General features: G+C 72.3%; 14 protein-coding genes. 4 read left to right on the plus strand and 10 right to left on the minus strand.

Annotated elements, in window-relative coordinates; translation table 11 throughout:
- Positions 1-79: 79 nt before the first annotated feature.
- From ACGFI8_RS40370 to ACGFI8_RS40385, 4 genes are all read right to left on the minus strand, one after another.
- On the minus strand, positions 80-646 hold the full coding sequence (locus ACGFI8_RS40370; protein WP_392812815.1) for a cysteine hydrolase family protein: 567 nt from the start codon (positions 644-646) through the stop codon (positions 80-82).
- Between the two features lie 173 nt (positions 647-819).
- Complete coding sequence (locus tag ACGFI8_RS40375; RefSeq protein WP_392812816.1) at positions 820-960, minus strand: hypothetical protein; 141 nt, start codon at positions 958-960, stop codon at positions 820-822.
- A 195-nt stretch (positions 961-1,155) separates the two neighbouring features.
- The gene (locus ACGFI8_RS40380) at positions 1,156-2,553 is read right to left on the minus strand and encodes a DUF6745 domain-containing protein (protein ID WP_392812817.1); all 1,398 of its coding nucleotides are present in this window, start codon (positions 2,551-2,553) and stop codon (positions 1,156-1,158) included.
- Positions 2,553-2,840: a hypothetical protein gene (locus ACGFI8_RS40385; RefSeq protein WP_392812818.1), complete on the minus strand. Its 288-nt coding sequence runs from the start codon at positions 2,838-2,840 to the stop codon at positions 2,553-2,555. Before ACGFI8_RS40385 ends, ACGFI8_RS40380 begins: the two co-directional genes overlap by 1 nt.
- A gap of 377 nt (positions 2,841-3,217) precedes the next feature.
- Here ACGFI8_RS40385 and ACGFI8_RS40390 point away from each other — a divergent pair, with 377 nt between their 5' ends.
- Together ACGFI8_RS40390 and ACGFI8_RS40395 are read left to right on the plus strand one after the other, a co-directional pair.
- Complete coding sequence (locus ACGFI8_RS40390; protein ID WP_392812819.1) at positions 3,218-4,234, plus strand: TerC family protein; 1,017 nt, start codon at positions 3,218-3,220, stop codon at positions 4,232-4,234.
- Positions 4,235-4,315: 81 nt separating this feature from the next.
- Positions 4,316-5,308 carry a hypothetical protein gene (locus ACGFI8_RS40395; protein WP_392812820.1) on the plus strand — a complete coding sequence of 331 codons (993 nt, stop codon included), beginning with the start codon at positions 4,316-4,318 and terminating at the stop codon, positions 5,306-5,308.
- Between the two features lie 3 nt (positions 5,309-5,311).
- On the opposite strand, the gene typA is transcribed toward ACGFI8_RS40395, so the two are convergent.
- Positions 5,312-7,177 (minus strand): translational GTPase TypA, encoded by a 1,866-nt coding sequence (gene typA / locus ACGFI8_RS40400; RefSeq protein WP_392812821.1) that lies wholly within the window; start codon positions 7,175-7,177, stop codon positions 5,312-5,314.
- Between the two features lie 144 nt (positions 7,178-7,321).
- On the opposite strand from typA, the gene ACGFI8_RS40405 reads away from it, so the two are divergent.
- Positions 7,322-8,203, plus strand: coding sequence for a transglycosylase SLT domain-containing protein (locus tag ACGFI8_RS40405; protein ID WP_392812822.1), 882 nt, complete (start codon positions 7,322-7,324; stop codon positions 8,201-8,203).
- Here ACGFI8_RS40405 and ACGFI8_RS40410 read toward each other — a convergent pair.
- Positions 8,197-8,529 (minus strand): hypothetical protein, encoded by a 333-nt coding sequence (locus ACGFI8_RS40410; protein WP_366228942.1) that lies wholly within the window; start codon positions 8,527-8,529, stop codon positions 8,197-8,199. The two genes, ACGFI8_RS40405 and ACGFI8_RS40410, sit on opposite strands and share 7 nt — an antisense overlap.
- Positions 8,530-8,580: 51 nt before the next feature.
- Between ACGFI8_RS40410 and ACGFI8_RS40415 the strand changes: the two genes are divergently transcribed.
- Positions 8,581-9,135 carry a TIGR03086 family metal-binding protein gene (locus ACGFI8_RS40415; protein ID WP_392812824.1) on the plus strand — a complete coding sequence of 185 codons (555 nt, stop codon included), beginning with the start codon at positions 8,581-8,583 and terminating at the stop codon, positions 9,133-9,135.
- Here the strand turns inward: ACGFI8_RS40415 and ACGFI8_RS40420 are convergent.
- From ACGFI8_RS40420 to ACGFI8_RS40435, 4 genes are read right to left on the minus strand one after another with little or no spacing between them, the layout of a single operon-like run.
- Positions 9,110-10,018 (minus strand): STM4011 family radical SAM protein, encoded by a 909-nt coding sequence (locus ACGFI8_RS40420; RefSeq protein ID WP_392812825.1) that lies wholly within the window; start codon positions 10,016-10,018, stop codon positions 9,110-9,112. The two genes, ACGFI8_RS40415 and ACGFI8_RS40420, sit on opposite strands and share 26 nt — an antisense overlap.
- Positions 10,015-11,346, minus strand: a complete 1,332-nt coding sequence (locus ACGFI8_RS40425) for an STM4012 family radical SAM protein (RefSeq protein ID WP_392812827.1) — start codon at positions 11,344-11,346, stop codon at positions 10,015-10,017. The genes ACGFI8_RS40420 and ACGFI8_RS40425 overlap by 4 nt, the downstream gene beginning before the upstream one ends.
- A complete protein-coding gene (locus ACGFI8_RS40430) occupies positions 11,340-12,143 on the minus strand; it encodes an STM4013/SEN3800 family hydrolase (RefSeq protein WP_392812829.1) in 804 nt (267 codons plus the stop codon). Before ACGFI8_RS40430 ends, ACGFI8_RS40425 begins: the two co-directional genes overlap by 7 nt.
- On the minus strand, positions 12,140-13,180 hold the full coding sequence (locus ACGFI8_RS40435) for an STM4014 family protein (protein WP_392812831.1): 1,041 nt from the start codon (positions 13,178-13,180) through the stop codon (positions 12,140-12,142). The genes ACGFI8_RS40430 and ACGFI8_RS40435 overlap by 4 nt, the downstream gene beginning before the upstream one ends.
- Positions 13,181-13,183 lie beyond the last annotated feature (3 nt).

Consider the following 13,183-nt stretch of genomic DNA (forward strand, 5'->3'; position numbering starts at 1 on the left):
GACGCGGGCCGGGGGCTGGCCGGGGGCTGGCCGCCGCCGCGGTCACGGCCGGCGGCCGGGCGGACTCGGGTCGGACCGATCAGGGCACCTCGGCCGGGGCGAAGGTGACGTCCTTCGTCTCAACTGTGCCGCCGCGGCGGCCCGGGGCGGTCTGCCAGTCCCAGTACATGTTGGTGTGCGCGATGACTTGCTCCGGGGACGGGGCGCCGTACTCACGAAGGTCCTCGGTCGTGTGCGCGTCCCCGACAAGGGTGGCGTCGTAGCCGCGTACGAGGGCACCGTGCAGCGTCGAGCGGATGCACGCGTCGGTCTGGGCACCGGCGACGATGATCCGGCCGACCCCGCGCTCGGCCAGGCGCTCTTCGAGGTCCGTATCCTCGAACGAGTCGAAGTAGCTCTTGTGCACGAGGGGCTCGGACTCCCGGCGGACCAACTCCGGCACGTACTGCCAGTTCTCGCTGTCCCGGGGCAGGTTCTCGTCGGAGTGCTGGACCCACACGACCGGCACGTCCTCGGCGCGGGCCTTGTCCAGCAGGGCGTTGATGTTGGCGATCACGCTGTCCCGGTTGTGGGTGCCGTTCACCGTGCCGTTCTGGACATCAATGACGAGCAGCGCAGTGTTGGGTCGATCGGGCAGGTTCGTCACGATATCTCCCAGTTTTCGTCGCGTGTCTGACCACCTTAGAGCGACCGTCAACTGGCTGGCAGCGGCAGTCCGCGGGCGATTCTCCGTAATCATGCGCGAGGCGGCGGCGGTGCGCGGGGTTCGTCATGATCATGGAGTGAACGTGCTGCTCCTTGTACATTTCCACTCCGTGATCATGGAAACCCGGGGTGTTCGGCCGTCGACTGCTGCATAATCGCGGAAACGTTGTGCCGAAACCCCATGGCGCCGATGGCTTCCAGATCCAGTCCCAGCACAGGCGGAAATGGGGCAAAGCCCATGATACGGAACGACATGGACAAACCCTACGGCGGAAGTGCCCGGCACAACGCCCACGCCGCCGGGCCGGGCCGGGACGGGACGGGACGGGACGGGACGGGGCTGGGCCAGCCCGGGGCCGGGGTCGGGCGGGGCGGGGTCGGCTGGGCCGGGGCCGGGCCAGCCCGGGGCCGGGGTCGGGCGGGGCGGGGTCGGCTGGGCCGGGGCCGGGGTCAGGTTTGGATCAGGGGGCGGTACTCCTCCTCGGTCAGGCCGAACGTCCATGCCACGCCCTCGCGGGCGGTGCGGGTCTGGGGTGGTACGCGCAGCCAGTAGACGCGGCTCGTGCCGTCCGGCTCCGGGGTGCTGTTGATGACCTCGACCATCGTCAGCGGCTCGTCGTCGGCGAAATTCAGGCGCCACAGGATGCCGCACTCGTCCTGGGCCACCTTGTGGGCGCCGGCCTCGCGCAGGTAGCGGTCGTAGCCGAAGTGCTCCAGCATCACGCGGCGCAGCTCGGCGTTGCGCTCGTCGGCGATCTGGCGATATGTCAGGTGGGCCAGCCGGTCGACCAGGTCCGACGGGATCGGCATGCCGCGCCACGCGTGCAGGGCATAGCCGTCGCTGTAGTGCAACGCCGGGGCGTCGGCGGCGTGCAGGCGGCCGATGTTGTCGCGGTGCAGGGTGTCGGGGCGGTCGGTGAGGATCGCCACGTTGGCGTAGGGCCACCACCACGACGAGGAGCGCGCCACCCCGGCCAGGCCCGCCAGCCGCTGGACGGCGTGCAGCGCCGCCTCCCCCGCGCCCAGGTTCGCCCAGACCGCGCCGACCGGCCCTGCACTGAAGACCGGGGCCGCGCCGCCGGGGCCTACACCCAGGCCCGATCCCGCGCCGACCGGACCCGCGCCGATGCCCGAAGCCGAGCCGGAGGCGGCATCGGCGCCGCCGGAGCCTGCGGCGGAGACCCACGCGGCGGCCACCGGGCCGGCGGTGAAGACCGGACCTGCGGCGGGGGTGCCGCCCGCGGCGGCCGGGGGCGCGCCGGGCACCGGGGCGGCGGCGTCGAACGCGGCCAGCCACCCGGCGTCGTGCTGGCCGCCGACGGCGTCGAGCAGGACGGCCCGGGCGTGGACGGGCAGCTCGCCGCGCAGGTGGGTGCGCAGCGGGGTCGCGATGCGGTCGTTGACGAGCCGCCAGACGTCGGCGCCGCACGCCGCCCACAGGCCGGCCCAGCCGTCGGGGCCGAGCAGGTCGTGGGCCTCGGCCCGGGCCGCGGCCCAGGGGGCGGTGCGGACCGCGGCGCGCACGGAGGCGCCGGCGCTGCCGATCACCGGCGGGCAGCCCTGCCCGCGCAGCTGCGCGGCGATGGCCTCCTCGGCCGGGTCGGGGGCAGCGCCGGGCAGGTCGCGGCGGCCGGTGAGCAGCGCCGCGGCCCGCGCGCCCGCGAGGGGCGAGGCGAACCAGACGACGTGCCGGGGCTCGGGCAGGCCGGCCGAGCGGTAGGCCAGCCGGGCCGCCTCGGCGGCGGCCTGGCGGTCGGCGCGGGCGGTCGAAAGGCCGGCGGCGAGCCACTTGGCGGAGACGGCGCCGAGGGCGGCGGCCCGCGACTCGGCGGCGGTAGGGGCGGCCATCAGTCGGCCACGTACCGGTAGGCGCCCGGCACGTATTCGCGCTGGCGGACGATGCGGTAGGCCCCGGCGGGGACGGTGATCGTGCCGTGCTCCTCGTGGACGACCCGGGCCCGCGTAACGATCTTCACGAAGAGCCGGTCGACGTCGTCGCGGTCGGCGAGCAGGACGGTGTCGGGGCCGACGATCACGTGGGCGTGGCCGGTCGCCTCGCCGCGGGCCAGCACCATGCGGCCCGCCCGGTCGCGCGGGGCCGGGACCGCGGTCGCCGGCACCTCCGCGACGGACACGGGAATCAACAGAACGTCACCTTGCCGATACACGATCGCACTCCCCTCGGCGGCCTGGCGTGAGTGAGCGTTGAAAGAACGCCCGATCAACCGCTGTCGAGCAGCACGATAGACGGGGGGTACGACAATTTTTCGGCCCCGCGCGTTCAGACGCGGCAACCTGATGGACAATGGTTGCCGAGCAACAGGAGGGGAGTATTCCCTCGCGACGGTTGTCGTCAGCACGGTGCCCCACGGTGACGCGGGGATCACACCCGGCGCCGTCGGTCACCCGGTAACCATGGGTGGCGGAAGAGACCTCCGGTGTCAACTGCACAGTCCGCGCGTCCCTGTAGGGTCGGCGCGGCCTGTGGTGTGTCTACCGGAGGTTTCTGCACGTGGACGTTGCCGGCTGGATCTGGACAGCGACTCTCGTCGGTCTGGGCGCCATTCTCCTGTTCGATCTCGCGATCGTGGCCCGCCGCCCGCACGAGCCGTCCATCAAAGAGTCGACGATCTGGGTCACGGTGTACGTCGGGCTCGCGCTCGCGTTCGGACTGTTCGTCCTGCTGCAGTGGGGTGGCACCTACGCCGGGCAGTTCTACGCCGGGTGGCTGACCGAATACAGTCTGTCCGTCGACAATCTGTTCGTCTTCGTGATCATACTGTCGCGGTTCAAGGTGCCGCGGCAGTACCAGCAGAAGGTCCTGCTGATCGGCATCGTGCTCGCGCTGGTCATGCGCGGCGGGTTCATCGCGGTCGGGTCCGCGGCGATCAGCCGGTTCTCGTGGGTGTTCTACATCTTCAGCGCGTTCCTGATCTACACCGCGGTCAGGCTCGCCGTGCAGGGCGAGACCGAGCAGAGCGACTTCAAGGAGAACGCGCTGATCCGGTGGTCGCGGCGGGTGCTGCCGATGACCCCGCAGTACCAGGAGTCGCGGCTCACGGCGCGTGACGAGCGGGGCCGCCTACACCTGACGCCGATGATCGTGGTGCTCATCGCGATCGGCACCACCGACCTCATCTTCGCGCTCGACTCGATCCCGGCGATCTTCGGCCTGACCTCCGAACCCTATCTGGTGTTCACCGCGAACGTGTTCGCGCTGATGGGCCTGCGCCAGCTGTACTTCCTGATCGGGGGCCTGCTGGACCGGCTGGTGTACCTGTCGATCGGCCTCAGCCTGGTGCTCGGCTTCATCGGCGTGAAGCTGTTCCTGGAGGCGCTGGCCGACAACAACCTGCCGTTCGTCAACGGCGGCGAGCACGTCGAGTGGGCCCCGCACATCAGCATCGAGCTGTCACTGGCCGTCATCATCGGCACCCTCGCAGTCACGACCGTCGCTTCGCTGGTCAAGTCGAGGCACGATGCGCGTGCACAGAACGCACAACCGGATAAAACTCACAACGCGTCCTAATGCCGTGTCGGGGCTCGCGCTGAGCGTGAATCAGCGCGAATATGAGGTACCACGGCGGGCGGGTGATGCATCTTGCACGAAATGACGCAGCGGGGCCTACTGGCGTCCCCGGCGGTGCTGTGCCCGTTCGCACCGCGGATCTCACCGCACGCCGGCGCGGTGCAGCGCTGGTCGCTGCAGTGGGCGACCCGGCACGGCCTGCTCGAGCGGCCCGGGGCCCGCGCGGCCTTCGCCCGGGCCCGGTTCGCCAACCTGATGGCCCGGGCGCACCCGGACGCCGGCGAGGCCGAGCTCCGCCTGGCCACCGCCTGGCTGATCAGCATCTTCGTCCTCGACGACCTGCTGGAGCGCGCCCTGGTGCGCGACCCCGAGCCGGCCCAGGCGGCGGTCACCGAGGTCGTACGGCTGCTGCGCGACCAGCAGCCGGCGCCGATCCTGTCCACCGCGCTCGGCCGGCCGCTCGCCAGCGCGCTGCGCGAGGTGTGGCGGCGCACCGAGCCACGGGTCGGCCCGGCGTGGCGGGAGCGCTTCGTCGCGCACGTCGCGGACTACCTGGCCGGCACGCTGTGGGAGGCCGGCAACCGGGCCGCGGACCGCCCGCCGCTGCTGGAGGAGTACGGCCGGATGCGCCACCACAGCGCGGCGACGGACATGTTCTTCGACCTCATCGAGCCGATGCACGGCATCGAGCTGCCGCAGCCGCTGCTCGACGACCCCGACTTCGTCACGGCGCGGCGGACCGCCGGCACGGTCATCGGGATCTTCAACGACCTGATCTCGTGGCCGAAGGAGGCCGCGATCGGCGACCATCACAACATCGTCTTCGCGTTCCAGCACGAGCGGCGGCTACCGCTGCCGGACGCGGTCGCCGCCGCCGTCGCCGAGCACGACGAGCGGATGCTCGAGTTCCAGGTCGCCCGTGACCGGCTCGAGACCCGCTACTGGGACGACCGCACGGCCGTCATCGGCATCGGCGACCTGGTCCACTGGATCCGCGGCAACGTGGACTGGTCGATGGAGTCGGGCCGCTACGCCGCGGCCGAGCCGCCCGCCCAGCGGCCCCACGCCGACTGATCCTCAGGCGTGCGCCCGCTTGCGGGCCACGCGCTCGCGGTCCTTCTGGTCGAGCATGACCTTGCGGATGCGGATCGCCTCGGGCGTGATCTCCACGCACTCGTCTTCGCGGCAGAACTCGAGCGCCTGCTCCAGCGACAGCTTCCGCGGCGGGATGAGCTTCTCGGTCTCGTCCGCGGCGCTGGAGCGCATGTTGGTGAGCTTCTTCTCCTTGGTGATGTTGACGTCCATGTCGTCGGCGCGGGAGTTCTCGCCGACGATCATGCCCTCGTACACCTCGGTGGTGGGCTCGACAAACATCGACCCGCGCTCCTGCAGGTTCATCATCGCGAACGGCGTGGCGACGCCGGAGCGGTCGGCGACGAGCGAGCCGGTGGCGCGGGTGCGCAGCTCGCCGTACCAGGGCTCGTAGGACTCGAAGACGTGGTGCAGGATGCCGGTGCCGCGGGTGTCGGTGAGGAACTCGGTGCGGAAGCCGATCAGGCCGCGCGCCGGGACCAGCCACTCCATGCGGATCCAGCCGGTGCCGTGGTTGACCATCTGCTCCATGCGGCCCTTGCGGGTGGCCAGCAGCTGGGTGATCGCGCCGAGGTACTCCTCCGGGGCGTCGATCGTGAGCCGCTCGCTCGGCTCGTGGACCTTGCCGTTGATCTCCCGGGTGACCACCTGCGGCTTGCCGACGGTCAGCTCGTACCCCTCGCGGCGCATCTGCTCCACCAGGATCGCCAGGGCCAGCTCGCCGCGGCCCTGCACCTCCCAGGCGTCAGGGCGCTCGGTCGGCAGCACCCGCAGCGACACGTTGCCGACGAGCTCGCGCTCGAGGCGGTCCTTGACCAGCCGGGCGGTGACCTTCGCGCCCTTGACCTTCCCGGCCAGGGGGGAGGTGTTGGTACCGATGGTCATCGAGATGGCCGGCTCGTCGACCGTGATGCGCGGCAGCGGCACCGGGTTTTCCGCGTCGGCGAGCGTGTCGCCGATCATGATTTCGGCGATGCCGGCCACGGCGATGATGTCGCCCGGCCCGGCCTGCTCGGCCGGCTTACGCTCCAGGGCCTCGGTCATCAGCAGCTCGGAGATGCGCACGCTGGTCTGGGCGCCGTCCTCGCGGCACCAGGCGACCGTCTGGCCCTTGCGGATCGTGCCCTGCCGCACCCGGCACAGCGCCAGGCGGCCCAGGAACGGCGACGCGTCGAGGTTGGTCACGTGGGCCTGCAGCGGCGCGTCCTCGTCGTAGGCGGGCGCCGGGATCGTGTCGAGCAGGGTGCGGAACAGCGGCTGCAGGTTGTCGCTGTCCTCGGGCACGGTGCCGTCCTTGGGCTGGGACAGCGACGCGATGCCGTCGCGGGCGCAGGCGTAGACGATCGGGAACTCGATCTGCTCCTCGTCGGCGTCGAGGTCGAGGAACAGCTCATACGTCTCGTCCACGACCTCCTTGATCCGCGCGTCGGGCCGGTCGACCTTGTTGATCACCAGGATGATCGGCAGCCGGGCCTTGAGCGCCTTGCGCAGCACGAACCGGGTCTGTGGCAGCGGCCCCTCGCTCGCGTCGACCAGCAGCACGACGCCGTCGACCATGGTCAGGCCGCGCTCGACCTCGCCGCCGAAGTCGGCGTGGCCCGGCGTGTCGATGATGTTGATCGTCACCGGCTCGCCGCCGTCCTGCGGGACGTAGCGCACGGCCGTGTTCTTGGCGAGAATGGTGATGCCCTTCTCGCGCTCGAGGTCCATGGAGTCCATAACCCGGTCGGTGAGCTCGGCGCGGGCGTGGAACGCGCCGGCCTGCCGCAACATCGCGTCGACGAGGGTGGTCTTGCCGTGGTCGACGTGAGCGATGATGGCCACGTTGCGGAGGTCTGAACGGGTCTGCATGTTCCCCATTGTTCCAGGCACCCTCCGCCGCCCGTGCCCCGCTACGGCCGATGTGACCTGACGCGCCGTGTCATCGATCCACGGGGCTGCGAGCGTCTCTTCATACGGCTAGCCTGACCAGTACGGGGGAGGAGACTGGCATCGATGAGCTACGACTTCTACGAAGAGGATGACACCGCGGAGTTCGAGCGGCCGCGCTCCAAGCGACGGCTCGGCGTGATCCTGCTCAGCGTCGCGGTGGCCGTGGTTTTGGCCGGCTGCGGCGTGATGGCGACGCTGGTCAAGGGCGTCGACCACGACCGGGCGCCGGCGGCGGCCAACGCCTCGAAGGACGCCTGGTCCACGCCGATCGCGTCGGCCTCCGCGCCGCCGACGACCGAGGAGCCGGCCGCGCTCACCCAGACGTCCTCGGCGCCGCCGAGCCGGGCCCCGTCACCGACGAAGAAGCCGAAGTCGACCGAGGCCGTGCCGGCGCCGAAGCACTCGACCCCGCCGGGCTGCACCCCGAGCAAGGGCCCCAACCAGCTGCCGAAGGCAACCGTCAAGGGTTACCTCGACAAGGCGGCGACCACCCACTTCTGGGGCACCAAGACCAAGGTGGAGTATGCAGACATCCTCGTGCCGCAGCGGCTGCTGTACGCGATCGCCGAGCAGGAGAGCGGCTGGCAGTCCGACATCAAGGCCTGCGACGGCGGCCTGGGCCTCATGCAGATCATGCCGAGCACCCAGACGTCCGTGAACAACCGCTTCGGCACCGGCTGGGATCGCACGAAACCGTCCGACAACGTGATGCTCGGCGCGAACTACCTCGCCTGGCTCATCGCGTACTACGGCGACAAGATCGCCGCGCAGCACGGCACGGATGCCAGCTACGACGCGTCGAACCCGGAACTGCTCAAACCGGTCATTTCAGCGTACAACTGGGGCACAGTCGGCGTTGAGCCCGGCATGGGCGCCTTCCCCAACGGGACGTACGTCCAGAACGTGCTCTACCTGATGGACCACAGTCGCGCCGGCAACTACTGATCGTCGAACGTCGAGGGGCCCACGTCGGTGTAGCGGCCGGCGTCGGCGTCCCACTCGAACTGCCGCCCCTCGGAGCCGGCGCTGACGATCTTGCCGAACGCCGGGTAGCGCTCGACGAGCCACTCCAGGTCGGGCATGAGCAGCTCCCCCGCGTCGGCCAGCTGCTCGTCGGTCTCGTCCCCGACGAGCAGGTTCCAGCCGCTGGCCCGGCGCCCGTCGGGGGCGGGCGGCAGCGTGGCGTCCTCCGGGTCGTGGTACACGTATCCGGGGGTCAGCGACTCGTCCTCCACCAGCCGCCGCGACGCGAACGCGATCAGGTAACTCATGCTGACAGTATGGCCCTCGACGCGTCGCACCCGTCCGCCGAGGAGGCCTACTTGAGCACACCCGCCGGCGACCACCGCGCCACCGCCGCCCGCTTCACCGAGCTCGTGCGGGGCACGACCGACTGGGAGGCCCCAGCCCCGTGCGCCGGCTGGACGGCCCGCGACGTGGTGCGCCACCTGGTCGAGTGGCTGCCCGGCTTCCTGCGCTCCGGCGCCGGCGTCGAACTGCCCGTCGTGCCCTCCGTCGACGCCGACCCGGTCGCGGCCTGGGAGGCGCACGCCGGCGCCGTGCAGGCGGTCCTGAACGACCCGGCGAGCGCCGCCGTCATGTTCCGCAACCCCCACACCGGCAACCTGCCGCTGCCGGCCGCGATCGCCACCTTCTACACCTCCGACGTGTTCCTGCACACGTGGGACCTCGCCCGGGCCACCGGCCAGGACGAGCGCCTGGACCCGCAGCGGTGCGCGGCGATGCTGGAGGGCATGCTGCCGATGGACGCCCTGCTGCGCTCCAGCGGCCAATACGGCCCGCGGGTCGAGGTGCCCGAGGACGCCGACCCGCAGACGAAGCTGCTCGCCTTCATCGGCCGGGACCCGCTGCCGTAGCCGCGAGCGCGGCCGCCGGAACCGACCACAGTGGACGCTGGTGCGGGATCCGCTCCAGCACGCCGCCGGCGAAGACGTCGTACAGCGGCAGCGTGCGCAGGTGGACGTAGCCGATGTGGCAGTCGCAGGTGACGTTGGGGCAGGGCCGGGCGCCGCGGCGGGCCGTCCACGACCCGTCGTACAGGTTGCCCAGCGGCTCCGGCACGAAGTGGCAGCGGCGCACCGTGCCGTCGCCCAGCACCGAGACCACGTCGTCGCCGGTGCGGCAGTCACGGCCCAGCGACTCGTGCGGTCGCACGCTGAAGCCGAACAGCGGGTCGATCATGGTCCACGCCGCCTCCTCCGCGGCCGTGTACGCGTGGCCGTCGGCGGCGTTGACCCAGAGGTACACCTCGGGGGGCAGGCTCGTGCGGAGGGCGGTCGCGTCGCCGAGGTGCTCCGGCAGGCCGACGATCCCCACGGAGTGGCGGATCCCGTGGCGGTGCAGGGTCGCGCACGCCGCCAGGAAGCGCTCGAGGCTCGTCTGGCCCGGATGGTACGTGCACCACAGCGCCAGCTTCGCCGGGTCCGCGGCGGCGACCCAGCCGAGGCGGGCAGACAGGTTGGTCTGGATCGCGGCCCGGCCGACGTGCGGCATCCGGGACAGCTCGACGAGGGCCTCGCGATACCACGACCGGGTGAGCCCCTCCCCCCACGGGGTGAACAGCACCTCGACCGGCGCGCGGGCCACCGCCGCCGACTCGTCGCGCACCCAGGCGACGAACCGCAGCAGGGCGGCCCGGTCGGCGCGCAGCCGCTCCGGCGGGTCGCGGCGCTTGGCGAACGGGCAGTACGGGCAGTCGTAGTTGCAGCTCGCGAGCGGCCCCCGATACAGGATTCTCATCGCGTCACGTGCCCGGACATGGCGGCGCGGACGCCGGCGGAGATCAGCCAGGGCCCGATCGCGTCGGAGTGCGCGAGCCCCTCGGCGGTGAGGCGGTGCCCGTCGAGGTAGCCGGCGTCGCGCAGCCGGGCCAGGGCCGGGAAGTCGTCGTCGACCGCGGTGCCGAACCGGGCCAGATATCGCTGCGCGTCGAGCCCCTCGGCGCGCAGCAGCGACTTGAGCAGCCAGCGGCGGCGCTGCTCGGCGCCGTCGAGGGCGAAGCCGACCTCGGCGGCGTCGAAGTCCTCCTCCGGCCGGGACAGGTAGTCGTCGAGGATGCCGCGCACCTGCCGCACGCCGACGGCGTAGTCGAACGAGTAGTGCAGGGCCGAGGTGTAGGAGCGGGCGCCGCAGCCGAGGCCGACCATGCCGTCGTCCTGGCAGCAGTACCCGGGCCCGTCCCGTGCCGGCTCGACGGCCGGCTCGACGGCCGCCGCGTCGCGCCGCCGGAACTGCCGCATCGACAGCTGCTCGTAGCCGGCTTCGGCGAGCCGGGCGGCGGCGTGGCGGTAGAGCTCGAGACGCTGTGCGTCCCAACGCAGGTCTCCCCCGCCCTCGGCGCGCCGGCCGAGCCCGGTCATCGGCCGCACGTACAGCGGGTAGAGGTACAACTCCTCGGGACGCCACCGCAGCGCGGCGGTGAGCGACGCCTCCCAGGTCTCGCGGGTCTGACCCGGGATGCCGTAGATGAGATCGAGGTTGAGGTCGGCGTCCCCGGCGGCGCGGATCGCGGCGAGCGCCCGGTCGACCTCGGCGCGCCGCTGCGGGCGGCCGGCGGCGTGCGCCTCGGCGTCGAGAAAGCTCTGCACGCCGATGCTGATCCGGGTGGAGCCCCGCTCGACCAGCACCGCGAGCCGGTCGGCGGTCGCGGTGGCCGGTGAGGTCTCCACCGACATCGGCACGGCCCGCAGGTCGGCGCCGGTGGCGTCCTCCAGCAGGTCGAACAGCTCGGTCAGCTGGCCGGCGCTCAGGTACGTCGGGGTGCCGCCCCCGATCGCCGCCCGCGTGTAACGGGCCTTGGGGACGGCGGCCGCGACCCGGCGGGCCTGCCGGCGCAGCTGCGCCAGGTAGGCGGCGACCTGCCCCTCGGGCGGGTTGGCCCGCGTGAACAGGTTGCAGAAGCCGCAGCGCATCTCGCAGAAGGGCACGTGCGCGTAGAGGAACAGCGCGCCCGTGTCCTCGCCGGCCCACACGTCGGCGAGGCGGGGCCGCGGGTCGAGCGGCCGGTAGGCGGTCTTGTGCGGATACGCGTAGAGGTATCCCTGGTAGGGCGAGCCGAGGTTCACCATGCGCCGGCCTCCAGCGTGAACTCGGCATACGGCACGGTCCACACGACGTCGTGGGCGAAGCGGTGCCCGGTGTGGCCGTCCTCGCCGTAGGCGGTGCCGTGGTCGCTGCACAGGATCACGCGGCACGGGCGGCCCCGCGACGCGACGAGGTGCAGCAGCGTCGGCAGGTGCCGGTCGACGTACTCCAGCGCCGCCCCGTGCGAGGCGAGACAGTCCTGCGCCGCGCCGGGCCGATAGTGCCGGTTCGGCTGGTGCATGGCGGCGACGTTGACGAACGTGAACACCGGCACGGCTGGAGCTACCGGCGGCAGCACCCGCGCCAGCCGCTCCAGCTGCGCCTCGAAGCACGACGGGTCAGTCACGCCGAACGCCTCCTCCCAGTGCGCCTCGTCGAACAGCCCCGGCAGGACCGTGCCCTGCGCCGAGGTCATCGCGAAGAACCCGACGCCGCCGAGGCAGATCGTGTGGTAGCCCTCGGCGCGCAGAGCGGTGACCACGTCCGGCGCGTCGAACACCCAGGTGTCGGCGCCAACGGTGGTGCTGCCCGGGAAGCGCGCCGCGAACGGCCGCTCGTGCGGCCCCGGCGCGGCGGGCGTGGGCAGAAACCCGCCGAAGAACGCGTGGTGGGCCGCATAGGTGAACGACGCCGGGGTGTGCCGCCGCTCCCACGCCCCGCCGGGCAGCACCCGGGCCAGGTTGGGCGTGCGGCCGCGGGCGAGCAGGTCGGCGGCGACGTCGTAGCGCAGCGTGTCGAGGGTGACGAACAGCAGGTCGTGGCTGCCGAGGAGCGACCTCATGCCGCCACCGCCGCCGTCAGCGCCGCGACCTCGGCCGCATAGGTGTCCTGCCCGTCGACGAGCAGGCCGGGCAGCAGGTCGCCGAACGCGTTGACCTCCGCCACCGCGTGCGAGCCGAAGCCCGGCGCGAACATCAGGTCGACCCCGGCGTGCAGGCTGCCCGGGAAGCAGGCCGCGGCCCGCTCGCACGTTTCCATCGCCTCGGCCCACCGCCGCTCCCCCACCGCGGCCCGGATCGCGGCCAGGTCGCCGCGGGCGTTGCCCAGGTGCAGGTTGGTCAGCGGGGACCGGCTGGTGCGCGCCACCACGTGGCTCGCCCGGCCGGCGATGACGACCACCCGCAGGTCGAACACCCGCCCCTCGTGCGCCGCTTTCGGCAGCCAGCGCTCGACGTGCAGCCCGTCGGCGCCGAGCCGGTCGACGATCGCGGCGACGTGCCGCTCGTCGGTGTAGTGGTGGACGCGCAGCTCGTTGAACAGCCGGCCGCCGTCCAGGGCAGCCGAGGTGTAGGCGCTCACCCGGCCCGGGCCGAGGGCCAGGGCCATCACCCCCGACGCCGAGCTGCCGTGGGCCGGCTTGACGAACACCCGGCCCCACCCGGCCGCGCGGACCTGCTCATAGTCCCGCGCGGCGAACCCGTCGGGCACCGGCACGCCCCGCTCGCGCAGCAGCGCGTGGCAGCGGCGCTTGTCGAACATGACCGCCAGCTCGCCGACCGGCGGCAGTAGCGGGCCGCTCGCGCGGCGCTGCACCCGCCGGGCCGCCTCGAGAAAGCCGTCGTACCAGGCGGCGAGGCCGACGATCTCGCCGTGCTCGGCGGGGCGGTCGGCACCCCGCAGCAGCCGGTCGACCTCGGCGTCCTCGCCCGGCGACTCCAGCCGGACCGTCGAGCCGGGCGCGATGTCGAACCGGTCGGCGCACACGTCGCGCCAGTCGACGAACACCGGCTCGGGCAGGCCGGCCGCGACGGCGGCGGCGCGGAACAGTTCCACCCGCCGGTGGCCGCGGATCCCGACCACCGTCATCGGCGTCGTCATGGT

The sequence above is a fragment of the Dactylosporangium sp. NPDC048998 genome (genome assembly GCF_043197855.1).
GTDB lineage: Bacteria > Actinomycetota > Actinomycetes > Mycobacteriales > Micromonosporaceae > Dactylosporangium.

What these genes read in the sequence shown, in the direction of transcription:
- ACGFI8_RS40425 (WP_392812827.1), bottom strand. Translation starts at nt 11,346, where the DNA reads ATGGTGAACCTCGGCTCGCCCTACCAGGGATACCTCTACGCGTATCCG.
- ACGFI8_RS40435 (WP_392812831.1), bottom strand. Translation starts at nt 13,180, where the DNA reads ATGACGACGCCGATGACGGTGGTCGGGATCCGCGGCCACCGGCGGGTG.
- ACGFI8_RS40380 (WP_392812817.1), bottom strand. Translation starts at nt 2,553, where the DNA reads ATGGCCGCCCCTACCGCCGCCGAGTCGCGGGCCGCCGCCCTCGGCGCC.
- ACGFI8_RS40395 (WP_392812820.1), top strand. Translation starts at nt 4,316, where the DNA reads ATGACGCAGCGGGGCCTACTGGCGTCCCCGGCGGTGCTGTGCCCGTTC.
- ACGFI8_RS40375 (WP_392812816.1), bottom strand. Translation starts at nt 960, where the DNA reads ATGTCGTTCCGTATCATGGGCTTTGCCCCATTTCCGCCTGTGCTGGGA.
- ACGFI8_RS40420 (WP_392812825.1), bottom strand. Translation starts at nt 10,018, where the DNA reads ATGAGAATCCTGTATCGGGGGCCGCTCGCGAGCTGCAACTACGACTGC.
- ACGFI8_RS40410 (WP_366228942.1), bottom strand. Translation starts at nt 8,529, where the DNA reads ATGAGTTACCTGATCGCGTTCGCGTCGCGGCGGCTGGTGGAGGACGAG.
- ACGFI8_RS40430 (WP_392812829.1), bottom strand. Translation starts at nt 12,143, where the DNA reads ATGAGGTCGCTCCTCGGCAGCCACGACCTGCTGTTCGTCACCCTCGAC.
- ACGFI8_RS40405 (WP_392812822.1), top strand. Translation starts at nt 7,322, where the DNA reads ATGAGCTACGACTTCTACGAAGAGGATGACACCGCGGAGTTCGAGCGG.
- typA (WP_392812821.1), bottom strand. Translation starts at nt 7,177, where the DNA reads ATGCAGACCCGTTCAGACCTCCGCAACGTGGCCATCATCGCTCACGTC.